General features: G+C 66.6%; 24 protein-coding genes. 18 read left to right on the forward strand and 6 right to left on the reverse strand.

Annotated elements, in window-relative coordinates:
* Positions 1-93: 93 nt before the first annotated feature.
* Positions 94-801, reverse strand: a complete 708-nt coding sequence (locus IB258_RS17595) for a phosphoglycolate phosphatase (RefSeq protein ID WP_192352960.1) — start codon at positions 799-801, stop codon at positions 94-96.
* Positions 802-816: 15 nt separating this feature from the next.
* A complete protein-coding gene (rpe, locus tag IB258_RS17600) occupies positions 817-1,545 on the reverse strand; it encodes a ribulose-phosphate 3-epimerase (protein WP_054455236.1) in 729 nt (242 codons plus the stop codon).
* 129 nt (positions 1,546-1,674) lie between these two features.
* Here rpe and apaG point away from each other — a divergent pair, with 129 nt between their 5' ends.
* The 5 genes from apaG (at position 1,675) to IB258_RS17625 (ending at position 6,513) form a co-directional block, all read left to right on the forward strand.
* Positions 1,675-2,049 carry a Co2+/Mg2+ efflux protein ApaG gene (apaG, locus tag IB258_RS17605; RefSeq protein ID WP_039882644.1) on the forward strand — a complete coding sequence of 125 codons (375 nt, stop codon included), beginning with the start codon at positions 1,675-1,677 and terminating at the stop codon, positions 2,047-2,049.
* Positions 2,050-2,087: 38 nt separating this feature from the next.
* Positions 2,088-3,389 (forward strand): murein transglycosylase A, encoded by a 1,302-nt coding sequence (locus IB258_RS17610; protein ID WP_192330526.1) that lies wholly within the window; start codon positions 2,088-2,090, stop codon positions 3,387-3,389.
* Entirely contained in the window at positions 3,386-4,555 is a 1,170-nt protein-coding gene (locus IB258_RS17615; protein ID WP_054455232.1) for a UbiH/UbiF family hydroxylase, read from the forward strand. The genes IB258_RS17610 and IB258_RS17615 overlap by 4 nt, the downstream gene beginning before the upstream one ends.
* A 142-nt stretch (positions 4,556-4,697) precedes the next feature.
* Positions 4,698-5,495, forward strand: coding sequence for a DsbC family protein (locus tag IB258_RS17620; RefSeq protein WP_125473353.1), 798 nt, complete (start codon positions 4,698-4,700; stop codon positions 5,493-5,495).
* Positions 5,496-5,556: 61 nt separating this feature from the next.
* On the forward strand, positions 5,557-6,513 hold the full coding sequence (locus tag IB258_RS17625) for a D-2-hydroxyacid dehydrogenase family protein (RefSeq protein ID WP_192352961.1): 957 nt from the start codon (positions 5,557-5,559) through the stop codon (positions 6,511-6,513).
* 63 nt (positions 6,514-6,576) lie between these two features.
* Here IB258_RS17625 and ttcA read toward each other — a convergent pair whose 3' ends face one another.
* Both ttcA and folB read right to left on the reverse strand, forming a co-directional pair.
* Positions 6,577-7,545 (reverse strand): tRNA 2-thiocytidine(32) synthetase TtcA, encoded by a 969-nt coding sequence (gene ttcA, locus IB258_RS17630; protein ID WP_054455226.1) that lies wholly within the window; start codon positions 7,543-7,545, stop codon positions 6,577-6,579.
* A gap of 2 nt (positions 7,546-7,547) precedes the next feature.
* On the reverse strand, positions 7,548-7,907 hold the full coding sequence (folB, locus tag IB258_RS17635; RefSeq protein ID WP_008164827.1) for a dihydroneopterin aldolase: 360 nt from the start codon (positions 7,905-7,907) through the stop codon (positions 7,548-7,550).
* Between the two features lie 124 nt (positions 7,908-8,031).
* Here folB and IB258_RS17640 point away from each other — a divergent pair, with 124 nt between their 5' ends.
* Positions 8,032-8,934 (forward strand): NAD(P)/FAD-dependent oxidoreductase, encoded by a 903-nt coding sequence (locus IB258_RS17640; protein ID WP_054455224.1) that lies wholly within the window; start codon positions 8,032-8,034, stop codon positions 8,932-8,934.
* A 4-nt stretch (positions 8,935-8,938) separates the two neighbouring features.
* Here IB258_RS17640 and pcaD read toward each other — a convergent pair whose 3' ends face one another.
* A complete protein-coding gene (gene pcaD, locus IB258_RS17645; RefSeq protein ID WP_119451203.1) occupies positions 8,939-9,736 on the reverse strand; it encodes a 3-oxoadipate enol-lactonase in 798 nt (265 codons plus the stop codon).
* A gap of 100 nt (positions 9,737-9,836) precedes the next feature.
* On the opposite strand from pcaD, the gene IB258_RS17650 reads away from it, so the two are divergent.
* The 11 genes from IB258_RS17650 to IB258_RS17700 all read left to right on the forward strand — a co-directional run bounded on the left by IB258_RS17650 (position 9,837) and on the right by IB258_RS17700 (position 21,632).
* Positions 9,837-10,760, forward strand: coding sequence for a LysR family transcriptional regulator (locus tag IB258_RS17650; RefSeq protein WP_192352962.1), 924 nt, complete (start codon positions 9,837-9,839; stop codon positions 10,758-10,760).
* 355 nt (positions 10,761-11,115) lie between these two features.
* Positions 11,116-12,309 carry an urea ABC transporter substrate-binding protein gene (urtA, locus tag IB258_RS17655; protein ID WP_175180406.1) on the forward strand — a complete coding sequence of 398 codons (1,194 nt, stop codon included), beginning with the start codon at positions 11,116-11,118 and terminating at the stop codon, positions 12,307-12,309.
* A 69-nt stretch (positions 12,310-12,378) separates the two neighbouring features.
* Positions 12,379-13,281 carry an urea ABC transporter permease subunit UrtB gene (urtB, locus tag IB258_RS17660; protein WP_225590429.1) on the forward strand — a complete coding sequence of 301 codons (903 nt, stop codon included), beginning with the start codon at positions 12,379-12,381 and terminating at the stop codon, positions 13,279-13,281.
* Between the two features lie 4 nt (positions 13,282-13,285).
* Positions 13,286-14,332: an urea ABC transporter permease subunit UrtC gene (gene urtC / locus IB258_RS17665; protein ID WP_175180407.1), complete on the forward strand. Its 1,047-nt coding sequence runs from the start codon at positions 13,286-13,288 to the stop codon at positions 14,330-14,332.
* A 32-nt stretch (positions 14,333-14,364) separates the two neighbouring features.
* Complete coding sequence (urtD, locus tag IB258_RS17670; RefSeq protein WP_082401110.1) at positions 14,365-15,126, forward strand: urea ABC transporter ATP-binding protein UrtD; 762 nt, start codon at positions 14,365-14,367, stop codon at positions 15,124-15,126.
* A 14-nt stretch (positions 15,127-15,140) separates the two neighbouring features.
* The gene (gene urtE / locus IB258_RS17675) at positions 15,141-15,830 is read left to right on the forward strand and encodes an urea ABC transporter ATP-binding subunit UrtE (RefSeq protein ID WP_125473289.1); all 690 of its coding nucleotides are present in this window, start codon (positions 15,141-15,143) and stop codon (positions 15,828-15,830) included.
* A gap of 25 nt (positions 15,831-15,855) precedes the next feature.
* Complete coding sequence (locus IB258_RS17680) at positions 15,856-16,893, forward strand: aliphatic amidase (protein ID WP_054455211.1); 1,038 nt, start codon at positions 15,856-15,858, stop codon at positions 16,891-16,893.
* 69 nt (positions 16,894-16,962) lie between these two features.
* Complete coding sequence (locus IB258_RS17685; protein WP_054455209.1) at positions 16,963-17,769, forward strand: CbbQ/NirQ/NorQ/GpvN family protein; 807 nt, start codon at positions 16,963-16,965, stop codon at positions 17,767-17,769.
* Between the two features lie 2 nt (positions 17,770-17,771).
* Positions 17,772-19,751: a nitric oxide reductase activation protein NorD gene (locus IB258_RS17690; RefSeq protein WP_225590430.1), complete on the forward strand. Its 1,980-nt coding sequence runs from the start codon at positions 17,772-17,774 to the stop codon at positions 19,749-19,751.
* Positions 19,752-19,848: 97 nt separating this feature from the next.
* The gene (locus tag IB258_RS17695) at positions 19,849-21,003 is read left to right on the forward strand and encodes a transporter substrate-binding domain-containing protein (protein ID WP_054455892.1); all 1,155 of its coding nucleotides are present in this window, start codon (positions 19,849-19,851) and stop codon (positions 21,001-21,003) included.
* On the forward strand, positions 21,003-21,632 hold the full coding sequence (locus IB258_RS17700) for an ANTAR domain-containing response regulator (RefSeq protein ID WP_054455204.1): 630 nt from the start codon (positions 21,003-21,005) through the stop codon (positions 21,630-21,632). The genes IB258_RS17695 and IB258_RS17700 overlap by 1 nt, the downstream gene beginning before the upstream one ends.
* 16 nt (positions 21,633-21,648) lie before the next feature.
* On the opposite strand, the gene IB258_RS17705 is transcribed toward IB258_RS17700, so the two are convergent.
* Positions 21,649-22,410 (reverse strand): aspartate/glutamate racemase family protein, encoded by a 762-nt coding sequence (locus IB258_RS17705; RefSeq protein WP_054455202.1) that lies wholly within the window; start codon positions 22,408-22,410, stop codon positions 21,649-21,651.
* Positions 22,411-22,648: 238 nt separating this feature from the next.
* On the opposite strand from IB258_RS17705, the gene IB258_RS17710 reads away from it, so the two are divergent.
* Positions 22,649-23,530, forward strand: a complete 882-nt coding sequence (locus IB258_RS17710; RefSeq protein WP_054455200.1) for a LysR substrate-binding domain-containing protein — start codon at positions 22,649-22,651, stop codon at positions 23,528-23,530.
* Positions 23,531-23,703: the final 173 nt, after the last annotated feature.

A 23,703-nucleotide genomic window follows, 5' to 3' on the forward strand; every position in this document is an offset into this window, starting at 1 on the left:
CCACCAGCGCCACGAGGCGCCGAGCATTTGGTTCTGGATGGAAACGTTCATTGAGCTTTGTTCAGTATTGAATTCGCGGTGAGCCGCCGTTGTTCAGGAGCCTGTTTTTGCCGCGTTCTGGTTTTGATTCCAGAGCGCGACCCACTGGGCGGCGGCGACTAGCGTGTCAACTATACCATCGACATCCAGCTCGCGCACGTCCCGGCCTTCGTTGTAACCGTAAGGCACGACCAGGACCTGGGTGCCGGCGCTGCGGCCCGCCTGGGCGTCATTGACGGAATCGCCGATGGTCACGGCTTCGTGCGGAGCGACGCCGAGCAGGTCGCAGGCATGCACCACCTGATCCGGATCGGGCTTGCGGCGCTCGCAGGTGTCGCCGCAGACCACGGCATCGAAAAAGCCCGCCAGGCCCGTGCGTTGCAGCAGCGGCAGGGTGAATTCGGTGGGCTTGTTGGTGACGACGGCCAGCTTCAGCCCTTGCTCGCGCATGAGCTTCAGGCCGTCGATGACGCCAGGGTAGATCTGCGCTTTTTCGCCATTGGACAGGTGGTAATGGTGATAGAAGGCGGCGCGGGCGACATCGAACTCGGCGGCGGTGGGGGCGGCCGCGTCCAGGCTGCCGGCCAGGCTGCGGCGCACCAGGTTGTCCACGCCCTTGCCCACGAAGGTGGCCACCACGTCTTCGCGCAGCGGCGACATGCCCAGCTCCACGCGCATGGCGTTGGCGGCGAAGGCCAGGTCGGGAATCGAATCCAGCAGGGTGCCGTCCAGGTCCAGCAGCGCGGCGCGAAAAGCGGTCATGTCGGTTCCCGGAGCTTAGATGGCGGTGGTTTCGCCGATGGCGATCTGTTCGCGCATGGACTTGATGATGCCGGCATAGTCCGGCTTGCCGAAGATGGCGGAGCCGGCCACGAAGGTATCGGCGCCGGCGCGGCGGATTTCAGCGATGTTGTCGATCTTCACGCCGCCGTCGACCTGCAGCACGATTTCCTGGCCGCCGGCCTGCGTCCAGGCGTCGATGCGCGCGCGCGCCTCGCGCAGCTTGGTCAGCGCGCCGGGGATGAAGCTCTGGCCGCCGAAGCCCGGATTCACCGACATGATCAGGATCAGGTCGATCTTGTCCATCACGTAGTCCAGGTAGGACAGCGGGGTGGCGGGGTTGAACACCAGGCCGGCCTTACAGCCGTTTTCGCGGATCAGCGACAGCGTGCGGTCCACGTGGCGGCTGGCGTCAGGGTGGAAGCTGATGTAGTCGGCGCCGGCCTTGGCGAACATCGGCACCAGGTCGTCCACCGGTTCCACCATCAGGTGCACGTCGATCGGCACCTGGACGTGGGGGCGGATGGCCGCGCACACCATCGGGCCGATGGTCAGATTGGGGACATAGTGGTTGTCCATCACGTCCACGTGGATCCAGTCGGCGCCGGCGGCGACGACGTTGCGGACTTCCTCGCCCAGGCGGGCGAAGTCGGCCGACAGGATGCTGGGGGTGATGCGGGTGGAAGCCTGTTGGGTAGACATGATGTTCGGGATCGGGGAGGGCATAATGTGCCATTATTGCAGTTTGAGGCGCGGTACCGGGAATGGCCCGGCCCGGCGGGTCCGGGAACCGCGTCTTTTCCAGCGTCCGGCGCCGTACCACGGCCGCCCGCCAGCACCACACAGGGAAGGACTGTGAAACCTTACGACCTGAGCGTCTCTGTCTCTCCGCGCTTCGTGCCTGAACAGTCCGATCCTGGCGAACAGCAGTTCGTGTTCGCCTATACCGTCCGCATCACCAATACCGGCGAGCATCCCGCCCAGGTGATCAGCCGCCACTGGATCATCACCGATGGCAACCAGCGCGTGCAGGAAGTGCGCGGGCTGGGCATCGTGGGCCAGCAGCCCTTGCTCGCGCCCGGCGAAACCTTCGAGTACACCAGCGGCTGTCCCCTGCCCACGCCGGTGGGTACGATGCGCGGCACCTACCACTGCGTCGGCGAGAACGGCATACCGTTCGAAGTGCCGATCTCCGAATTCGTCCTGGCCATGCCGCGTACCCTGCATTGAATGGCCCGGCCATCCGTCGCACGTTTTTTCATTTGCTCATGAAGCGCATTCTCAGTCTGTCCGTGCTGTCCGTATTGCTGGCGGCATGTTCCACCCCCTCTGACATTCCTCCCGACTCCGGTTCGGCCGGCATCCCCGGCCCGTCCGCGCCCGCGGCCGACGGCCCGCTGGTGGTGCCGTCGCTGGCGTCCTTGCCCGATACTCCGCCGCGCGCGCTGGCTGGCAAGTACAAGGCGGCCAACTGGGCCGAGATGCCCGGCTGGACCAACGATGACCTGTCGCGCTTCTGGCCTCTGTTCCTGCGCAATTGCCGCGGCCTGATGCGGCCGACCAGCGGCAACCTGGCCGCGCCCGCGCGCGCCACGCCGCGGGCCTGGCAGCCGGTCTGCGCGGCCGCCGCGGATCCGTCCCGCGCGCCTGCCGCGGGCGATGGCGAGGGCGTGCGCCGCTTCCTGCAGACCTATCTGCAGCCCTGGCGTCTGAACGCCGCCGACGGCAAGCCGGCCACCAACACCGTGACAGGCTATTACGAGCCCCTGGTGCGCGGCTCGCGCCGCCAGGGCGGCAGCCATCAATGGCCGCTGTACACCGTGCCCGCGGACCTGCTGACCATCGACCTGGGCTCGATCTATCCGGAACTGGCGGGCAAGCGCGTGCGCGGCAAGCTGGACGGCAAGCGGGTGGTGCCTTATGACTCGCGCGCCGCCATCGAGTCCTCCGGCCGCCGTCCGCCTGTGCTGGTGTGGGTGGATGACCCCGTCGACAACTTCTTCCTGCAGGTGCAGGGCTCGGGCCGCGTGCAGCTGACCGACGGTCCCGATTCCGGCAAGACCATCCGCGTGGCCTATGCCGACCACAACGGCCAGCCTTACGCCTCCATCGGCCGCTGGCTGATCGACCGCGGCGAGTTGTCGGCCGACCAGGCTTCCATGCAGAACATCCGCGCCTGGGCCCAGCGCAATCCCAAGCGCGTGCCGGAAATGCTCAACGCCAACCCGGCGGTGGTGTTCTTCCGCGAAGAGGCGGTGGTCGATCCGGAACAAGGTCCCAAGGGCGCCTACGCGGTGCCGCTGGCCCCCATGCGTTCGATCGCGGTCGACGCGGGTTTCGTGCCGCTGGGCACGCCGGTGTTCCTGGCCACGACCTATCCGGCGTCCGACCGGCCGCTGCAGCGCCTGGTGCTGGCCCAGGACACGGGCACGGCCATCCGCGGCGCCGCGCGCGCCGACTTCTACTGGGGCTACGGCGACGACGCCGGCCAGCAGGCCGGCCGCATGAAGCAACGCGGCCAGATGTGGGTGCTGTGGCCGAAACAGGCCGGGGAGCCGAGCGCAAGATGAGCCATCAGATCGTCGTTTGCGGGGCCGGCATCGTCGGCCTGTCCACTGCCCTGGCGCTGGCCCGCCGCGGCCAGCGCGTGGCCGTGCTGGCGCCGCGCGCCAGCGTGCCGCCGGCCGATCCCGACCGCTACCACCCGCGCGTCTACGCCATTTCACCCGCCAGCCAGCGTTTCCTGGCCGAGCTCGGCGTGTGGGACGCCATGCCCGCGTCCCGGCTGACGCCGGTCAACGCTATGGAAATCCACGGCGACGCCGACGGCCAGGTGAACCTGAGCGCCTGGCAGGCGGCGCTGCCGCAGCTGGCCTGGATCGTCGAGTCCGGCGAAATCGAGCGCGTGCTGATCCAGGCAGTCCGCATGTTCGGCATCCCGTGGCTGGAGGACCGCTGCACGGGTTACCGCGACGGCGCCATCGACACCGAAAGCGGCGCGCGCATCGAGGCCGAGCTGTTCGTGGGCGCCGATGGCGCGGCGTCGCCGCTGCGCGAGGCCGCCGGCCTGAAGCATGAATCCGTGTCCTACGACGACACGGGCCTGGTGGTGCACCTGGACGCTGAGCGTCCGCACCAGGGCACCGCTTTCCAGTGGTTCCGAGACGACGGCGTGCTGGCCCTGCTGCCGCTGCCCGATACCTCTGCCGGTCCGCAGGTTTCCATGGTCTGGTCCATGCGCACCGAGCTGGCCCAGGCACTGCTGGCCCTGCCGCCCGAGGAGCAGGCCGCTCGCCTCGAAACCCTGCTGGCCGACGCCGCCGAAGGCCGCCTGGGCGCGCTGAAGGTCCGCAGCAAGCTGCATGGCTTTCCCTTGACGCTGGAGCGCGCCCAGATGGTTGCGCCGGGTATCGCGCTGGCGGGCGACGCGGCCCACCGCCTGCACCCGCTGGCGGGCCAGGGGCTGAACCTGGGCCTGGGCGACGTCGAGGCGCTGGCCCGCGTGGTCGCGGGCCGCGAAGCCTATCGCTCGGCGGGCGACCTGCGCGTGCTGCACCGCTACCAGCGCGCGCGCGCCGAGCCGGTGCTGGCCATGCGCCTGGCCACTGACGGCTTGCACAAGCTGTTCGCGTCGCGGGCGACGCCGCTGGTCTGGCTGCGCAATGCCGGCATGCACTGGGTAGAGCGGGCGCCTTTGATCAAGCGCCGCCTGATAACCGGGGCCTCGGCCAACTAGGGCCGGATCCGTCCCGCGGAACCTCGCCCGCGGGCGGATTGTCTGATCCTTAGGGGGCGCCTGCCCGCAGACCGGATTCGCCCAGGCGCGGATCGGTTACCCTTTCCGCACAAGAACACGATAGATGAGTACAGGAGTACCGATGAATTTCCGCATATCCGCCACCTTGGCGGCTTGTTTCCTGGCCGCGGGCCTGGGCATGTCCGCCGGCGCGGCGGCCCAGGGCGACAAGTCTGTCTCCACCCAGTCCGTGGGGCAGCCCGCCAAGGGCGACAAGAGCTACTCCACCACCCAGGTGGCGCCGGCCGATCCCGTGGCGGACGCGGTCAAGGAGCGTTTCCGCCAGCGTTTCGACGGCATGGACGTCACGGCCGTGCGCCGCACGCCCTACGGCCTGTTCGAAGTGCAGCTGGGCATGGACCTCATCTACACGGATGAAAAAGTGACGTGGGTCATGGAAGGTCCGCTGATCGACGCCATGACGCGCCGCGACGTCACCCGCGAAACGCAGGAACGCCTGAGCGCCGTGTCGTTCGACCAGTTGCCGCTGGATCTCGCCATCAAGCAGGTCAAGGGCGACGGTTCGCGCAAGGTCGCTATCTTCGAAGACCCCAACTGCGGCTACTGCAAGCAATTGCGCAAGACGCTGGAAAACGTCGACAACATCACCGTCTACACCTTCCTCTATCCCATCCTGTCGCCCGATTCCAAGGACAAGGTGCGCGATGTGTGGTGCTCGAAGGACCCGGGCGCCACCTGGGATGACTGGATGCTGCGCGGCAAGAAGCCCGCCACCGCCAATTGCGACGTGCCCGAGGACAAGCTGTTGGCCTTGGGCCAGAAGCTGATGGTGCGCGGCACGCCGACCACGTTCTTTGCAGACGGCTCGCGCGTCAGCGGCGCCTTGCCGCTGGAGCAATTCAAAGCCCGCTTGAACTGACCGGCGCGCGGCGCCGGCCGGGAGGCTGGCGCCACAGGCGCCAAGCCCCCGGAGACAGCTTTTGAAAATCGCAATACTCGACGATTACCATGACGTAGCCAAGCGCTATGCGGATTGGACCTCGCTGGGCGGTGACGCCGAGGTGCAGATCTTCAACAACTTCATTCCCGAAGAACAGGTCGAGCCCACGCTTGAACCCTACGACGTGATTGTCGCCATGCGCGAGCGCACGCCGTTCCCCGCGGAGCGGATCCGCGCCCTGCCGAACCTGCGTCTGCTGGTCACCACCGGCATGCGCAACAACGCTATCGACATGCAGGCCTGCGCCGGGCAGGGCATCATCGTCTGCGGCGCGCCCGGCAGCGCCGACGCCAACACCGCCACGGCCGAACTGGCCTGGGCGCACATCCTGGGCCTGTTCAAGCACCTGCCGGCCGAAGACGCGGCCATGCGCCGCGGCATGTGGCAGACGGCCATGCCTGAACCATTGGCAGGCAAGCGCCTGGGCGTGCTGGGCCTGGGCAAGCTGGGCGCGGCGGTCGCCAAGGCAGGCCTGGCCTTCGGCATGGACGTGGTGGCCTGGAGCCCCAACCTGACCGACGAGCGCGCCGAGGCGGCGGGCGTGAAGCGGGTGGACAAGCACGAACTCTTCGCCACGTCCGACGTGGTCAGCCTGCATCTGATCCTGTCCGAGCGCAGCCGCCATGTGGTCGACGCGGCCGCGCTGGCCGCGATGAAACCGACCGCGTACCTGGTCAACACTTCGCGCGCCGGCCTGGTGGACCAGGAAGCCTTGATGGACGCGCTGGTGAAGTTCCGCATCGCCGGCGCCGGCCTGGACGTCTATCCCGAAGAGCCGCTGTCGCCCACGGATTCCGTGCGGGACCTGGACAACGTGATCCTGACGCCGCACCTGGGCTACGTCAGCCGCGAGAACTTCGAAGCCTTCTATCAGAATGCGCTGGAAGCGGTGAAGGCGTGGAAAGCCGGCAAGCCCATCCGCGTGCTGAACGCGTAGGCGTAGCGCCTGCAAATGAAAAAGGCTGCGCAGGGCAGCCTTTTTCATTTCTGCGCGCAGTTTTCAGCTGCGCGTGAACGTCACCTTCTTTTCGACAATGGCGCCGGGCTCCAGCGCTTGCGGCGTATCGCCACAGGCTTCGCCAGCATCTTCCTGCGGATCCTCGGCGTCGAACGCCGTGTCGCCATTGGCGTCCGGCTGGCCAGTAGGCTTCAAACCCACGAAGTCGAACAGGTCGCGGTCCATCAAGTGCGAAGGCACCACGCGCGACAGCGCGTTGAACACGTTCCACGAGCGGCCCGGATGCTGCTTGTCCCATTCCTTGATCATGCGGCCCACTTCCTTGCGCTTCAGGTTCTCTTGCGAACCGCAGAGATTGCAGGGAATGATGGGGAACTGCTTGAGCTCCGCGTAGGCGATCAGGTCGGTTTCCGGCACATAGGCCAGGGGGCGGATCACCGTGTGGCGGCCGTCATCGGACACCAGCTTGGGCGGCATGCCCTTGGCCTTGCCGCCGTAGAACAGGTTCAGGAAGAACGTGCCCAGGATGTCGTCGCGGTGATGGCCCAGCGCGATCTTGGTCGCGCCCAGTTCAGAGGCGACGCGGTACAGGATGCCGCGGCGCAGGCGCGAACAGAGCGAGCACATGGTCTTGCCCTCTTCCAGCACGCGCGTGACGATGGAATACGTATCCTGCGTCTCGATGTGGAAGGGCACGCCCAGTTCCGTCAGGTACTGCGGCAGTATGTGGTCGGGAAAGCCCGGCTGCTTCTGGTCCAGGTTGACCGCGATCAGCTCGAACTTGAAGGGGGCGCGCTTCTGCAGCTGCAGCAGGATGTCCAGGAGCGCGTAGGAATCCTTGCCGCCCGACAGGCAGACCATGACGCGGTCGCCTGCTTCGATCATGTTGTAGTCGGACAGGGCGCGCGTGGTTTCGCGGGCCAGGCGCTTGGTCAGCTTGTTGCCTTCGTGGCGGGCCTTTTCTTCGGCCTCGGTGCGAAAGCGCACCTCAGGGGTAGCGATATCGTTCATGGTCAACGCGTGATCTGGATTTCCACGCCTACCGCCGCGCAGTCGGAAAAGGCCATGGGCTTGCTGATGCGCAGGCGCAGCGCGCGGATTTCCTGGAAGTCGGCCAGCAGGCGCGCCGCGACCTGCTCCGACAGGGTTTCGATCAGGTTCACGTGCGCCTGCGTGCATTCTTCCACGATGGCCTCGCGCAGCCGGCGGTAGTCCAGCACGCTGTGGATGTCGTGGTCGTCGACCGAGCGCTGGATGTCCACGTCGAAGTCGGCGTCGACATGCAGGGGCTGGGTGGCGCGGCGCTCGTGCTCGAGGATGCCGATGCGGGCGTCGAGCGCAAGCCCGGAAAGAATGATGCGGCGTGTAGGCATGATGAAAACCTGGGTGGGGTAGCCCGGAATTGTAAGGCGACAGCGGAACGGGGGCGGCGCGCTGGCTACAATCCGGCCATGTCCGGGCGTCCGTGAGGCGCCGGCGCAGTCAATAAGGGGTGAAATGCAACAGATGCACGATTCGGTCATTGTAGGCGGCGGCCCGGCCGGCGCTTCCTGCGCCCTGTGGTTGGCGCGCCTGGGCCTGTCCCCGCTATTGGTCGAGGCTGGCCCCCGGCTGGGCGGGTTGGGCAATGACAATCCCTTCGCCGACGACTGGATCGCGGTGCTGCCGGGCGTGACCGGACAGCAGGTGGCTGCCAACATCGACGCCAGCGTGCGCGCGGCCGGCGTGCCGCTGCGCCTGGAAACCCGCGTAACCGGGGTGCGTCCCTGCAAAGGCGGCATCGAGGCGACGCTGGCAGACGCAGACGGCGCCGAATCCCTGGTGCGCGGGCGCACCCTGGTGATCGCCTCGGGCGTGCGCGCCAAGGGGCTGCCGGACCACCCGCCGGGCGCATCCTGGCCCGGCGTGCTGATCGGCCCGGGCTCGCCCATCGTGGCGCAGGACTATTCGGGCCTGTCGGTGGCGGTGCTGGGCGGGGGCGACAACGCCTTCGAAAACTACGTCTACGTGCGCAACCGCGGCGCCCGCAGCGTGCATCTCTATGCCCGCAGCGTCCGTGCCCAACAGCAATGGGTGACGCGCGCCGGCCGCGAAGGCGTGCATATCGGCCCATACAAGGTGGACCCCGCCACCCGCAGCGTGGACGGCAAGCAGTACGACCTGATCCTGGTCTTCTACGGCTGGGAGCCTCAGGCCGGCTTTGCCGACAGCCTGCACCTGGCCCGCGACGAGCGCGGCTACATCCGCACGGACTTCGCCACCGCCGAGACCAGCGTGCCCGACATCTACGCCGTGGGCGAGGTGGCGCACCGCATGCATCCCTGCGTGGTGACCTCCATGGCCGACGGCGTGGTCGCGGCCAAGGCCATCCAGCGCCGTTGGGAGCGCGGCGCGGACTAGCTATTCAGCCTTCGAGCAGGAACTCCAGCACCGCGGCCTCGAAGGCCTGGGGCAGTTCGATGTTCGCCAAATGCACGGCCGGCAGCGTCAGCAGCCTGGCGCCGGGGATGGTTGCGGCGATCTGCTCGCCGTGGCTGGCCGCGGTGACCGTGTCGTGCTGGCCGGCGATGACCAGCGTCGGATTGGGGATCAGCGCCATGGTGCGGCGCAGGTCGAAGTCCCGCACCGCGGCGAATGCGCCCGCCAGGCCATGCTTGTCGGTGTTCAGCAGCATGGCGCGGAACGGTTCGACGGCGGGATTGCTCTGCTGCAGCCAGGCCGCGGGAAACCAGTTCTTCAGGAAGGTCTCGGCCGTTTCCGACATGTTCTCTGCCTGTAGCGTGGCGGCGATGCGCTCGTCCCATTGCGGCGCCGGTCCCAGATAGGCCGAGGTATTGCTGAGGACCAGGCGGTCGATGCGCTGCGGCGCGTGCAGGCCCAGCCATAGTCCAACGATGCCGCCCAGCGACAAGCCCAGGAAATGCGCATGTTCGACGCCCAGGCCGTCCATCAGCTCCAGCACGTCGCGGCCCAGGCGGTCCAGAGAGTAGGGGCCTTGCGGCACGGTGGACGCGCCATGGCCGCGGTAGTCGTAGCGCAGCACGCGGAAGTGGCGTGTCAGCGCGGGAATCTGCGCGTCCCACATGTGCAGGGTGGTGCCGATGGAGTTCGCCAGCACCAGCGTGGGCAGGTCCGCGCGGCCATCGTAGCGGTAGGCGATGCGGGCGCCGTCGCCGGCGGTGTAGTAGGAGATGTCTTGCATGATGATTCGCCTCTGGGTGATGGGTGTAAGGCAAATCGTAGTTGCGCGTCGTTAAAGAAAAAATTACAAAGTTCGCACAATCATTGTCGGAAAAATAGACATGAGCGAATTCACGCTGCACGATCTCCAATGCTTCGACGCGGTGGCGCGCGACGGCGGCTTCCAGGCGGCCGCGGCAACGCTGCACCGCTCGCACCCGGCGGTGTTCGCCGCCGTGGCCAAGCTGGAGCGGCAGCTGGGTCTGGCCTTGCTGGACCGCAGCGGCTACCGCGTGAGCTTGACGGCTGCGGGGCAGTCCTTCCATACGCGTGCGCAATCGCTGCTGCGCGAGCTGACCGCCTTGCGCGCGCACGCCGAGCAACTGGCCATGGGCGAGGAAACCGAACTGCGCATCGTGATCGGCGACTTCTGTCCGCGCCCTTATGTGCTGGGTCTCTTGAGCCGCTTTTTCGCCGACTGCCAGGCCACGCGCCTGGACCTGCACTTCGAGGCCGTGTCCGGGCCGCTGGAACGCCTTTACGACGGCGAGGCCGACCTCATCCTGCATCGCGTCGACAAGAACGATGCCCGCATTGAATGGGTCGACCTGGCCAAGGTGCCTTTCGTGCCCGTGGTGGCGCCCGGCTTTCTGCGTGAGCCCGTGCCGCGTGCTATCAAGCCCGCGCTGATGCGCGACTACACGCAATGCGTCATGCGCGACACCGCCAGGCATACGCCGCCGCAGGATTACTTCACCGTGGAAGGCGCGCGCCAGTGTACGGTGGCGGACCAGCTGATGAAGAAGGAAATCATCCTGCAAGGCATGGGCTGGGGCCACATGCCGCGCTTTCTCGTCGATGAGGAACTGCGCGACGGTCGCCTGATCTCGATTGCCAACCGCCATCTGCCGGGCAGCGTCGAAGAACTGGTCGCGGCGCGGCGCACGGACCGCGCGCAAGGCCCGGTCTCGAACCGCTTGTGGCGCTACCTGCAGAATGCTGCGCCAGCCTTGCGCCGCGCCTTGGCAGCGAGCCGCAGCCGCTAAGGGAAAATACGCATGGCATAGCGCCACACGCTTCTTCAGAATGCCTTCCAGACGCAAGTTCGTCTTCAAATTTTCGCCGACTGCCAGTGTTGCCAGTCAGGCGTAGGGCAAAAAGGCCCGAGCCGGAATTTCCGGCTCGGGCCTTTTCGTTTTCCGTTTGTCCATCGCTTTTCTTCGAATGGCGTTTCGCTGCGCCGTGGGCGCAGCTTTGCCTGAAGAAACGTGGCAGGCAGCGGGCGGACGGCAGTCGTCGTGATGTGGTGGGCAAAGGCGCCTGCCCAATCCCGGGCAGTTCAGGGCTTGCGTGCAAGCCCCAGCCGGAGGCTTGCCTTCAGAAACGCACAGGAGCGCAACGATGAGCGTATACAACCGCCGCCGCTTTCTGCAGCACAGCGGCTCCATGGTCCTACTGAGCGCCGCGTCGGGGATGGCAGCCTTGCCCCGCCAGGCCTATGCCCAAGACACAGTCAAACTGGGCCTGCTGCATTCGCTGTCCGGCACCATCGCCATCGCCGAGGCGTCGCTGGTGGACGCGGAGAAGCTGGCGATCGAAGAGATCAACGCCTCGGGCGGCGTGATGGGGCGCAAGATCGAGCCCGTGGTAGAAGACGGCGCGAGCGAGAATGCCGTGTTTGCCGAGAAGGCGCGCAAGCTGCTCGACCGCGACAAGGTGGCCGCCATCGTGGGCTGCTATACCTCGGCTTCGCGCAAGGCGCTGTTGCCGGTGCTCGCGCGCAGCAAAGGCTTGCTCTACTACCCCACCTATTACGAAGGCCAGGAACAGGACGCGCGGGTGTTCTATCCGTCGCAGGAAGCCACGCAGTCCGTGATCGCGGCGGTGGAGTGGATGGCGCGGGAGAAGGGCAAGACCTTTTTCCTGGTCGGCTCCGACTACATCTATCCGCGCACCTGCAACAAGATCGCCAAGCCGGCCATCGCCCGCATGAATGCCAAGGTGGTGGGCGAGGAGTACGCGCCGCTGGGCCACACCGAGTTCTCTTCCATCATCAACAAGATCAAGGCCGCCAAGCCCGAGTGCATCTACAGCACCGTGGTGGGCGGCTCGAATGTGGCGTTCTACAAGCAGCTGCGCGCGGCCGGCCTGGACGGCACGCGCGTCGTGCTGCTGTCCACCGTGGTGTCCGAAAACGAGATCGAAGGCATCGGCAAGGACAACGCGGCGGGCTACTACGCCTGCATGGGCTACTTCCAGAGCCTGCAGAATCCGGCCAACGAAAAATTCGTCAAGGCCTTCAAGGCCAAGTACGGCCAGGACCGGGTCATCGGCGACCCGATGGAGGTTGCCTACAACAGCGTGTATCTGTGGAAGCTCGGCGTGGAGAAGGCCGGTTCGTTCGATCCCGACAAGGTGATCGCGGCGTCCGCCGGGCTGACGTTGCAGGCGCCGGAGGGGACCGTGCGCGTGCACGAGACCAACCATCACGTCTGGAAGAAGGTGCGGGTGGGCCGGGCGAGGCCGGACGGGCAGTTCGACGTCGTCTGGGAATCGGCCGACCTGATCGAGCCCAATCCCTTCCCGAAGCTGTAGCCCGCGCTTGCCAATGCGCGCAAGCCCTTGGCCGGCGGCCTTGCCGCCGGCGCAGCCAGGAACGTGACCATGAATATCGACATCGCGGCAATGCAGCTATTCAACGGGATCAGCCTGTTCAGCATCCTTCTGCTGATGGCGATCGGCCTGGCCGTCGTGTTCGGCCTGATGGGCGTCATCAACATGGCGCACGGCGAGCTGATGGCCATGGGCGCCTACACCACCTATCTGGTCTCGGTGGCGTTCCAGCGTTGGGCGCCGGGCTGGATGGACGTCTACCTGTTCGCGGCCATTCCGTTGGCGTTCCTGGTCACCTTCGCATTCGGCTATGGGCTGGAGCGCGGCTTCATCCGCTGGTTCTACAACCGTCCGCTGGACACGCTGCTGGCGACCTGGGGCCTGAGCCTGATCCTGCAGCAGGCCTATCGCTCGCTGTTCGGCGCGCAGGAGGTCAGCGTGCCGCTGGCCTCCTGGCTCAGCGGCGCGTGGGAGCCCACGCCCGACCTGCAGTTCCCGCTGAATCGCATCTTCATCCTGGGCCTGACGCTGCTGGTGGCGGTGGGCGTGTATCTGCTGCTTTACCGCAGCGCGTGGGGACTGCGCGTGCGCGCCGTCACCCAGAATCGCGCGATGGCGGGCGCCGTCGGCATCAACACGCGGCGCGTGGATGCGCTGACCTTCGCGCTGGGCTCCGGCCTGGCGGGCATCGCGGGCTGCGTCTTCACCATGATCGGATCGACCAACCCCGGCACAGGCCAGCTCTACATCGTGGATTCATTCATCGTCGTGGTGTTCGGCGGCGTGCAGAGCTTGCTGGGAACTGCGTTCTCCGGCCTTGCGATCGCACAGTCGCAGACCACGCTGGAGTACCTGATGAGCGGTTCGATGGCCAAGGTCACGATCCTCGTCCTGGTGATCCTGGTCCTCTATTTCCGCCCGAACGGGCTGTTCGCCAACAAGACTCGGGGGTGATGCGATGAAGACCCTGCATCGGAAAACCGAAGAGATCGCGATCCTGCTGGTCGCGGCGCTGATCCTGGCCGTCCTGCCCCTGTCGCTGGATCCGTTCCGGCTGAACCTGGTCGGCAAGTACATGGCGTTCGCCTTCGTGGCGATAGGCATCGTGCTGACCTGGGGCTATAGCGGCGTGCTGAGCCTGGGGCAAGGCATTTTCTTTGGGTTGGGCGGGTACATGATGGCCATGTTCCTGAAGCTGGAGGCGTCCGCGCCGGAGCTGCCCGACTTCATGGTGTGGAGCAGCGTGGAGAGCCTGCCTGTCTGGTGGCAACCGTTCCACTCGCTGACTTTGACGCTGCTGCTGATCGTGGTCCTGCCGGGACTGGCCGCGTACCTGTTTTCGTTGGCGATCTTCCGCAAGCGGGTCAGCGGCGTGTATTTCGCCATCGTGACCCTGGCCCTGGCGATGACGCTGACCGTGCTCATCATCGGCCAGCAGGGGGACACGGGCGGCGCCAACGGCATTACCGACTTCCGCACGCTGCTGGGCTGGGACATCGTCGGCGACGAAGGCAAGCAGGCGCTGTACTTCATCGAAGCCGGCGCACTGGTCGTGGCGATGCTGGCGGCGCTGGCCATCGTGCGCAGCCGGCTGGGCAAGATCCTGATCGCCATCCGAGACCGCGAAGATCGCGTGCGGTTCTCGGGTTACGACACCGCGCACGTAAAGGCCTGCATCTTTTGCGTGGCGGCGGTCCTGTCCTCCATCGGCGGCGCCTTCTTCACCCTGCAGGTAGGCCTGATCTCTCCGGGCGCCATTGGCGTGGTGGCGTCGATCGAGATGGTGATCTATGCGGCCGTCGGCGGCCGGCTGTCGATTCCCGGGGCCGTGGTCGGGGCCTTGCTGATCGGCTTTCTCAAGTCCTACCTGTCAGAGACGTTTCCGGAAGTCTGGCTGTATTTCCTGGGGGCCATCTTCATCGCGGTCGTCGTGGTCATGCCCAACGGCCTGGCCGGCGTGTTCGGCCAGATTCAGGCGCGCCGCGCCGCGGGGAGCGCGCGATGAGTGCCACCCTGGACCTGCAGGAGCCCGCCAGCATGGAAATGAGCAGCGACCGCCCGGCGCCCGGCGCCATCCTGAGCGTCGAGGACCTGACGGTCTCGTTCGATGGCTTTCGCGCAGTGGACGGCCTGAGCCTGCGCGTGGCGCAGGATGAGCTGCGCGTCATCATCGGCCCGAATGGCGCGGGCAAGACCACGCTGCTGGACATCATCTGCGGCAAGACCCGGCCATCGGCGGGCCGCGTGATGTTCCAGGGCCGCGATCTGGTGCGCATGGCGGAATTCGATATCGTGCGGGCCGGCGTCGGGCGCAAGTTCCAGACGCCGTCGGTTTATGAAGACCTGACGGTGCTGGAGAACTTCGAGATCTCGCTGCCGAACGCGCACGGGGTGGTCCGCTCGCTGCGGTTCCGGCGCACGGCGGAAATCCGCGAGCGCATCCAGGACATGGCCGCGCAGGTTTTCCTGCAGGACCGCCTGGCGGAGAAGGCTGGCCGCCTGAGCCATGGACAGAAGCAATGGCTGGAGATCGGCATGCTGCTGATGCAGAACCCGCAGCTGCTGTTGCTGGATGAACCCGTGGCCGGCATGAGTCCGCGCGAACGTGAACAGACGGCCGAGCTCCTGGCGCGCATCTCGCGCGGCAAGTCGATGGTGGTCATCGAGCACGACATGGATTTCGTCAAGCGCATCGCGCACAAGGTCACGGTGTTGCACCAGGGACGTTTGCTGAGCGAAGGCACGGTGGGCGAAGTGCAGGCCGACCCGCGTGTGCTGGACGTGTACCTGGGCCATTGAGAGGAGGACGCGCCATGTTCCGGATCGACAGGTTGAACGTGAGTTACGGCGAATCGCACGTCGTCCACGATGTGTGCTTCGAAGTTGCGCCCCGGGAATCCGTGGCCATCATGGGCCGCAATGGCATGGGCAAGACAACCTTGCTCAAGGCGCTGATCGGCATGCTGCGGTCGGGCTCGGGCAGCATCCGGCTGGACGGCGTGGAGCTGGCCGGCATGGAGAGCTACCAGCGCGTGCGCAACGGGTTGGCCTTCGTGCCGCAAGGCAGGATGATCTTTCCCTTCCTGACCGTGGAGCAGAACATCCTGACCGGCGCGGAGCGCAGCGGCCTGAAGGCCGTGCCGGAATACCTGTACCGCTTTTTCCCGGTGCTGCACGAGATGCGCCGGCGCAAGGGCGGCAACCTGTCCGGCGGGCAGCAGCAGCAACTGGCGATCGCCCGCGCGCTGATTTCCGATCCGCGCGTGCTGATCCTGGACGAGCCCACCGAAGGCATCCAGCCTTCCATCATCAAGGACATCGCACGGGTGCTGAACGCGCTGCGCGAGGAGCGCGGCTTCGCCATCGTCGTGTCGGAACAGATGCTGAGCTTCGCGCTGGACCTGGCCGACCGCTTCCTGGTGATAGACCGGGGCCGCATCGTGCACGAGGCCTGCCGCGAGAGCCTGGACCAGGACAAAGTCAGATCTTTCCTGACGGTATGACCGTCAACCACCGAGGAGCATTGTCATGAGACACGGAGATATCTCCAGCAGCAACGATTGCGTGGGCGTGGCCGTCGTGAACTACAAGATGCCGCGGCTGCATACCCGCGCGGAGGTGATGGAGAACGCCCGCAAGATCGCCGACATGGTCGTGGGCATGAAGCGCGGCCTGCCCGGCATGGACCTGGTCATCTTCCCCGAGTACTCCACCCACGGCATCATGTACGACGCCAAGGAAATGTACGAAACCGCTTCGGCCATTCCGGGCGAAGAGACCGCTGTGTTCGCCGACGCCTGCCGCAAGGCCAACGTATGGGGCGTGTTTTCGCTGACGGGCGAGCGCCACGAAGAGCACCCGAACAAGGCGCCGTACAACACCCTCATCCTGATGAACAACAAGGGCGAGATCGTGCAGAAGTACCGCAAGATCATGCCCTGGGTGCCGATCGAAGGCTGGTATCCGGGCGATTGCACCTATGTGTCGGAAGGCCCCAAGGGACTGAAGATCAGCCTCATCATCTGCGACGACGGCAATTACCCCGAGATCTGGCGCGATTGCGCCATGCGCGGCGCCGAGCTGATCGTGCGTTGCCAGGGATATATGTACCCGGCCAAGGACCAGCAGGTCATGGTGTCCAAGGCCATGGCGTGGATGAACAACGTCTACGTGGCGGTGGCCAATGCCGCGGGCTTCGACGGCGTGTATTCCTACTTCGGCCATTCGGCCATCATCGGCTTCGACGGCCGCACGCTGGGCGAATGCGGTGAAGAAGACATGGGCGTGCAGTACGCCGAGCTCTCCACCAGCCTGATCCGCGACGCGCGCAAGAACATGCAGTCGCAGAACCACTTGTTCAAGCTGGTGCACCGCGGCTACACCGGCAAGATCAATTCCGGCGAAGAGGCCACCGGCGTGGCGGCATGCCCGTACAACTTCTACGCCAACTGGATCAATGATCCGGAGGGCACGCGCAAGATGGTCGAATCCTTCACCCGGTCCACCGTGGGTACGCCGGAGTGCCCCATGGACGGCATCCCCAACGAGGACGCCAAGCACCGCTAGGCGTGCCTGCCGACCATCCGGTCCGTCCGGCCCGCCGCGCCGGACGGACGATTCCCGAGGACATGAACCGTGCCGTCTCCGCTCGAAACCTACCGGATTGCGCAAGAACCCTTCTACCGTCCCTCCGGGCGGGAAACCGCGCTGTACGAACATGCGTACGCGCACCGGCTGCCCATGATCCTGAAGGGCCCCACCGGTTGCGGCAAGACGCGCTTCGTGGAGTACATGGCCTGGAAGCTGGGACGCCCGCTGGTCACGCTGGCGTGCAACGAGGACATGACCGCTTCCGACCTGGTGGGCCGCTACCTGCTGGACGCTGACGGCACCGCATGGCACGACGGCCCGCTGACGCAGGCCGTGCGCCATGGCGGCATCTGCTACCTGGACGAGATCGTCGAAGCGCGCCAGGACACTACGGTGGTCATCCATCCGTTGACCGACGCGAGGCGCATCCTGCCCCTGGACAAGAAGGGCGAGGTGGTGCGGGCCCATCCCGACTTCCAACTGGTGGTGTCCTACAACCCCGGCTACCAAAGCAGCGCCAAGGATCTCAAGCCCTCTACCCGGCAGCGCTTCGTGGCGCTGGATTTCGACTATCCGGAGCCCGGGCGCGAAGCGGAGATCGTGGCGCACGAGGCCGGCATAGACACCGGCTTGGCGCAGCGGCTGGTGCGGATCGCGCACAGTTCGCGCGAACTCAAGCGCCATGGGTTGGACGAGGGCGTGTCCACCCGCATGCTGATCTACGCCGGCATCCTCATCCGCGACGGCGTCAGCCCCGCCGAGAGCTGCGACATGACGATGACGCGCGCGCTGACCGACGACCCCGACATGGCCGCGGCGCTGCGGGCGCTGGTCGACGCGAACCTGGAATGAACATGCGAGCCGTCCTGTCCGCGGGGGAAGGGGCTGGCGCCGGCGCAGGCCTGGCCGGGACGCTGGATGACAAGCTGCGCCGGCTGGCTGCGCGCAGCGGCGAGGACCAGGCGGTTCAAGCGCGGCGCTGGATCGACGCGCTGCACGGCGAAGACCCCGATTGCGCTGCCGCGGTGGCAGAGCGGTTCGACCAGTTGATGGCGAAGTTGACGGCCGGCGGGCTGGGGCGCTGGATGCTGGCGGGCCTGCGGCGCTACGAGCGCCAGCCCGGTCCTCTGCGCGCATATTTCCAACTGCGCGACGCCTACGCCCGCGAGGCCTTGAACGGCGAAGCAGGCGCGCCGGAACTGGAAGCCGCGCAGGCCAGGCTGGCGTGGCTCTTGTGCGGCCTGTCGGGCAGGGGCATGGCGGTCGAAGCCTTGCGGCGTCCGGCGCTGGACGGCCCGCCGTCGCGCCCCATCCTCGCGCCCTCGCACCTGCTGGTGCCGGACAGCTACACCGTGCTGGACGGCGCCGACCGCTGGGCGCTGTACCGCGCGGCGGTGGCGCATGCGGCCGCCCATCTGCGTTACTCGCCAGCGGCGCAGCCGGTACTGAGCCTCAAGCCCATGGGCGTGGCGGTGGTATCCGCCATAGAGGATGCGCGGGTGGAGCGGCTGCTGGCGGCCGACTATCCCGGCGTGCGGCGCTGGTTCCTGTCCTTCGTGCCGCCGCCGCCCGATCCGGCGGACTTGGGATTCGCGGCCCTGATCCAGCGCATGAGCCGGCTGTTGATGGATCCGTCGCTGCACGACGACAACCATTGGGTGAACAAGGCGCGCACGTTATTCGAGGCGCAGGCCGCCGACCTGCGTGACACGGCGGCCTTCCGTCGCCTGGCGTCGGTGCTGGCGAATGACCTGGGCCAGATGCGGGTGCGCTTCAATCCACAGCAGTACGCCGTACCCGTGCCCTACCGCGACGACAACGCCTATCTGTGGGACTACGGCGACGCGGCAGAGCCGCCGCCTGAGCTGACCCTGGGGTCGCAGGGTGTGGCGCCCGAGCGGCGCGACGCCGCGCCGCAAGGCCAGGAGCAGCCCGCGCGAGCGGCCAGCGAAACGGAACTGGGACGCTACCGTTATCCCGAATGGGACTACAAGCTGGACCGAAGCCGGCCGGACTGGTGCACCGTGATCGAGAAGCTGCCGGGTTGGACCGGCATGCCGCCGCCCGCGCCCGCCGGACCCGCGCAGCGCCTGGCCCTGCCGCAGTCGCGCCGCCTGAGCCGCGCGCGCCGTCTGAGGCGCCAATGGGAGGGCGATGACATCGACCTGAACGCCGCGATCGAGGTCCTGATCGACCGGCGCCTGGACCTGGCGCCCGACGCCCGCTTCTTCATGCGCCCGGGCAGCCAGCCCTGCGCCAGCAGCACGCTGGTGCTGCTGGACCTGTCGGCCTCGGCCAACGACCTGGCGTCCGACGCAGGGGCGACAGTGCTGGAATTGGAGAAGCGGGCGGCGATGCTGCTGGCGCAGGCCACATCAGGCGAAGGCGACCTGATCGCCGTGCACGGCTTTTGTTCGGACACGCGGGCGGCGGTGTACTACTACCGCCTGCTTGAATCCGGCGCCCCGGTCGCGGCGGCGTTGGGCCGCATAGGCGGCGCCCAGGCCCGTTATTCAACGCGCCTGGGCGCGGCGCTGCGGCATGCCGGCGCGCTGGCGCTGCAGGCGCCGGGAGAGCGGCGCGCCATCATCGTCGTCACCGACGGCGAACCCTCCGATGTCGATGTGCACGACCCGCGCTATTTGGTGGACGATGCGCGCGAGGCGGTGCTGGAACTGCGCGGGCGAGGCGTCAGCGTGCATTGCGTCGCGTTGGACGCGCAGGCCGAACCGCAGTTGCGCGCGATGTTCGGCTTTCGCGGTTACCGGATCGTGACGAACCCGGCGGCATTGCCGCAGGCGCTGGTTCGCGCCTATGCCAGGACCGCGCCATGACCACCCCAGGAATCCACGTGTTGACGGCGGCTGCGGCTGTGCTGAAACTGATGAACTCGACAAAGGATGGATGTCCGCGCCAGCGGGCCTCCCGATCATGGCAAACAAAGATCCTATCCGCGTAGGCGTGCTGTTTTCCGAAACAGGTGCCACATCGACCATAGGCCGGTCCCAGCTGCATGGCACCTTGCTGGCCATCGACGAGATCAACGAGGCGGGCGGGGTCGACGGCCGCGAGATCGTGCCGGTGCGCTACGACCCGAGATCGGACCCCGCCACCTACAGCGTGCTGGCTGAAAGACTCATCACGCAAGACCGCGTCAACGTCATATTCGGCTGCTACATGTCCAGCAGCCGCAAGGCCGTGCTGCCGGTGGTCGAGAAATGGAACCGCCTGCTGTTCTACCCGACGCTGTACGAAGGGTTCGAGTTTTCGAACAACATCATCTACACCGGCGCCGCGCCCAACCAGAACAGCGTGCAACTGGCCGAATTCATGACCGCCAACTTCGGCGCGCGGGTCTACCTGATCGGTTCGGACTACATCTATCCCTACGAGTCCAACCGCATCATGGGCGAACTCGTGCTGCAGCGGCAGGACAGCGCCAAGCTGGGCGAACGCTATGTGCCTTTGACCGCGACGGAACGCGACTACCGGGAGATCCTGGACGACATCCGCAACAAGCGTCCGGACTTCATTTTCTCCACGGTGGTGGGCAATTCCACGGCCTGCCTGTACCGCGCCTACGCGGACGCGGGCTTCGATCCGAAGACCATGCCCATCGCCAGCCTGACGACGTCCGAAGCGGAGATCTCCCAGATGGAGCCCGAGGTCGCCGCCGGCCACTTCACTTCCGCGCCGTATTTCCAATCCATCGATTCCGACATCAACCGGCGCTGCCTGGAACGATTGCGGCGGCGCTTCGGGCATGACTGCGTGCCCAATCTCTGCTGGGAAGCGGCGTACTTCCAGATGCACATCTTCGCCAACGCTTTCCGCGACACCGGCACCGACGAGATCGCGCAGATCCTGCCGCGCGTGCTGCAAAGCGAATTCCAGGCGCCCCAGGGCCGCGTGCGCATCGACCCTACCAACCACCACACCTGCCTGTATCCGCGCGTCGGCCGGGTCAACGGCAAGGGCCAGTTCACCATCGTGCGCGAGGCCACGCGGCCCGTGCATCCCGATCCGTACCTGGTCACCCATTCGTTGGGCGACTGGACGGCCACCCTGAGTTCGCTGGATATCTGATGGGCGATACCGCCAGCCGCCAGCGCGCGGAGCGCGCGACGCCATCCCTGCTCAAGGACCTGCGTACGCTGCGGATCGCCGTCTATCATCCCGACGACGCCGACGGCCGCCAACTGACGCAGCAGCTGCAACGGATCGGCTGTCAGGTGCAGACCTTCTGGCCTCCGGCGCCCACTTTGCCCGAAGGGCTGGACGCGGTGTTCCTGGCCGTGCGGCCAGATGTGATCGACCTGGGCTTCGAATGGGCCAAGAGCGAAGACGCGCCCATGGTCATCGCCATCGTCACCTACGAGAATCCGACCATCGTCGAGGCCGTGCTGCGCATCGGCGCGAAAGCAGTGCTGCCTTCGCCCGTGCGCTCGTTCGGCCTGTTGTCTTCATTGGTGGTGGCGCGCCAGGTCTACGACGACATCAAGTCGCATGCCCGGCGCCTGCGCAAGCTGGAGGGAAAACTCCTGGGCGTGCGCCGCATCGCGGAAGCCAAGAGCATCCTCATGCGCACGCGCAACGTCACCGAGGACCAGGCCTACGACCTGATCCGCGAGCAGGCCATGAACAAGCGCGTCACTACTGAAGAAATCGCGGGCGCCATCGTCAACGCCAACGAAATCCTTTCGCTGGGCAAGTAGGGCGCGCCGCGCAGCTTCAGTACTTGCCCGTCAGCAACTCGCCCGCGTTGGGCACGCGCGCTTCCAGGTCCAGCACCTTCAGCATGCGATAGACGGTGGCCGCGGCCGCCGTCACCACCGGCAGACCCAGGCGGTCCTGCACCGGCTGAATCGACGCCAGGGACGGCATCTGCACGCAGGCGGACAGCACCACCGCATCCACGCCGCGCGTGTTCAGGCGTTCCACGTGGCTGGCCGGCGCCATCGGATCCTGCGCGCCAACCTTCAGGTTGTCGGGAATCTCCAGCGACAGGCTGTCCTGCACCTCGATGCCTTCGTTCTCGATGTAGTCCACCACCAGCTTGGTCAGCGGCTTCATGTAGGGCGTCAGGATAGCCACCTTGCGCGCGCCGATGGCGTGCAGGCCCTCCACCAGCGCGCCTGCGCTGGAGATCACCGGCGCCGGCGCGCCGTTGTCCACCGTGGCCTGGTGCAGGCGTTCCTGCGAGACGCGGTGATAGCCGAGCCCTTGGCTCATGATCGCCACCAGGCAGGCATAGCCCAGCACGTCCACGCGCGCATCGGACAGTTCCTGTGCGCAACGGTCCGACTCCCGGTCCATCGACGCCAGTTCCGCCGCCGTCACCTGCTTCATGCGCATGCGGCTGGAATGGAAAGTGAAACGCTCCGGCGCGATGGTCTCGCGCAGGCGCAGCATGGCCGGGATTTCCGTTTCCATGGTGGTGTTGGAACTGGGGACGATCTGGCCGATGCGCAGGGCGCGGGGGGATGCGGTCATGGCGATGCTCCTCGAAAGGCGTAAGAGGGCCGGCCCGCGGCGGCGCGCGGGAACCCGGCAATGCGGAATACGGATGTCAGCCGGTGGCAGTGCCTGCGGCGGTGAGCGCTGGTCTCATGGCAGGTCCCCGGATGTTTGTCGTGTGCTCTATCGGCAAGGCTTATTCTGGTCGCCGGGAACGATATTTTCCAATATAGTTTTTATCTGGTTTGATATCTTTCCCAAATAACTGGCCGCCATGGAAATCCGCCAACTCCGTTATTTCGCCGTGCTGGCCGAAGAGCTGAACTTCACCCGGGCCGCCGCGCGCCTGCACATCTCGCAACCGCCGCTCAGCCTGCAGATCGCGCAGCTGGAGCGCGAACTCGAGGTCAAGCTGTTCGACCGCAACAACCGCCGCGTCACCCTGACCGAAGCCGGCGAAGCCTTTCTCAACGACGTGCGTGCGCTCCTCGCCAGCCTGAAGGACGCCACCGTCCGAGCCCGCGCCGTGGACCAGGGCCTGGCCGGCCGCATCGAGGTCGGCCTGTCCGGCTCGCACTTCATGGGCCCGGTACCCGCGCTGATCGCCCGCTACAAGGCCTCCCACCCCCAGGTCTCAGTCCTGCTCAACGAAATGAACCCCGCCGCGCAACTGGACGCGCTGCGCGGCCACCGCATCGACGTCAGCATCTCCCGCACCGCCGTCGACGACGAGGAACTACAGTCCATGCCCCTATGGCCCGATCCCGTCGTGGCCGTGCTCCCCAAGGGCCACCCTCTGTCCGCCCGCAAGCGGCTGGCGCTCGGCGACCTCGCCGGCGAGGCCTTCGTCATGCTGCGCCAGGACACCTCCGCCTTCGCCCGCACGCTGGCCGAAACCTGCGCCCGCGCTGGCCTGCCCCTGTCCGCCGCTCAAACAGTCGCCGAAGTCCCGGCCCAGCTGGCTCTGGTCGCCGCGGGTCTGGGCGTGGCCTTGGTGCCGCGTTCCACATGCCGCCATGCAACCGACCGCATTGCCGTTTGCACGCTGCCCGCCGACATCTCCCGCGCCATGGTCTACGCCGTCACGCGCCGGCAAGGCAGGAGACGCGCGCTGGATACGTTTCTGCAGACGGCGGCGCAGATGAAAGACGAATGATGACGACCATGCGGCCATCGCATGCGCTGCGAGACAGTCAAAGCAAGCCAGCCCCCTGCTGCGCGCAGCGCCATCACCAATCGCAAGACACCGCATAAGCCCCAGAAGGCCGCCCGCGCGGCCGCCCTGGGGCGAACCCCGCAAGATCTCGCCACCCACCCAGACCGAGGCGA

The sequence above is a fragment of the Achromobacter sp. ACM02 genome, from assembly GCF_014851605.1.
Taxonomy (GTDB): Bacteria; Pseudomonadota; Gammaproteobacteria; order Burkholderiales; family Burkholderiaceae_B; genus Achromobacter; species Achromobacter aegrifaciens.

Coding starts and splice junctions, on each gene's coding strand:
- urtA (WP_175180406.1), top strand. CDS start 11,116: ATGAGCGTATACAACCGCCGCCGCTTTCTGCAGCACAGCGGCTCCATG.
- IB258_RS17690 (WP_225590430.1), top strand. CDS start 17,772: ATGCGAGCCGTCCTGTCCGCGGGGGAAGGGGCTGGCGCCGGCGCAGGC.
- IB258_RS17695 (WP_054455892.1), top strand. CDS start 19,849: ATGGCAAACAAAGATCCTATCCGCGTAGGCGTGCTGTTTTCCGAAACA.
- IB258_RS17650 (WP_192352962.1), top strand. CDS start 9,837: ATGAGCGAATTCACGCTGCACGATCTCCAATGCTTCGACGCGGTGGCG.
- IB258_RS17610 (WP_192330526.1), top strand. CDS start 2,088: ATGAAGCGCATTCTCAGTCTGTCCGTGCTGTCCGTATTGCTGGCGGCA.
- IB258_RS17640 (WP_054455224.1), top strand. CDS start 8,032: ATGCAACAGATGCACGATTCGGTCATTGTAGGCGGCGGCCCGGCCGGC.
- urtB (WP_225590429.1), top strand. CDS start 12,379: ATGAATATCGACATCGCGGCAATGCAGCTATTCAACGGGATCAGCCTG.
- pcaD (WP_119451203.1), bottom strand. CDS start 9,736: ATGCAAGACATCTCCTACTACACCGCCGGCGACGGCGCCCGCATCGCC.
- IB258_RS17595 (WP_192352960.1), bottom strand. CDS start 801: ATGACCGCTTTTCGCGCCGCGCTGCTGGACCTGGACGGCACCCTGCTG.
- folB (WP_008164827.1), bottom strand. CDS start 7,907: ATGCCTACACGCCGCATCATTCTTTCCGGGCTTGCGCTCGACGCCCGC.
- urtC (WP_175180407.1), top strand. CDS start 13,286: ATGAAGACCCTGCATCGGAAAACCGAAGAGATCGCGATCCTGCTGGTC.
- IB258_RS17680 (WP_054455211.1), top strand. CDS start 15,856: ATGAGACACGGAGATATCTCCAGCAGCAACGATTGCGTGGGCGTGGCC.
- IB258_RS17620 (WP_125473353.1), top strand. CDS start 4,698: ATGAATTTCCGCATATCCGCCACCTTGGCGGCTTGTTTCCTGGCCGCG.
- IB258_RS17615 (WP_054455232.1), top strand. CDS start 3,386: ATGAGCCATCAGATCGTCGTTTGCGGGGCCGGCATCGTCGGCCTGTCC.
- urtE (WP_125473289.1), top strand. CDS start 15,141: ATGTTCCGGATCGACAGGTTGAACGTGAGTTACGGCGAATCGCACGTC.
- rpe (WP_054455236.1), bottom strand. CDS start 1,545: ATGCCCTCCCCGATCCCGAACATCATGTCTACCCAACAGGCTTCCACC.
- IB258_RS17705 (WP_054455202.1), bottom strand. CDS start 22,410: ATGACCGCATCCCCCCGCGCCCTGCGCATCGGCCAGATCGTCCCCAGT.
- ttcA (WP_054455226.1), bottom strand. CDS start 7,545: ATGAACGATATCGCTACCCCTGAGGTGCGCTTTCGCACCGAGGCCGAA.
- IB258_RS17700 (WP_054455204.1), top strand. CDS start 21,003: ATGGGCGATACCGCCAGCCGCCAGCGCGCGGAGCGCGCGACGCCATCC.
- IB258_RS17710 (WP_054455200.1), top strand. CDS start 22,649: ATGGAAATCCGCCAACTCCGTTATTTCGCCGTGCTGGCCGAAGAGCTG.
- urtD (WP_082401110.1), top strand. CDS start 14,365: ATGGAAATGAGCAGCGACCGCCCGGCGCCCGGCGCCATCCTGAGCGTC.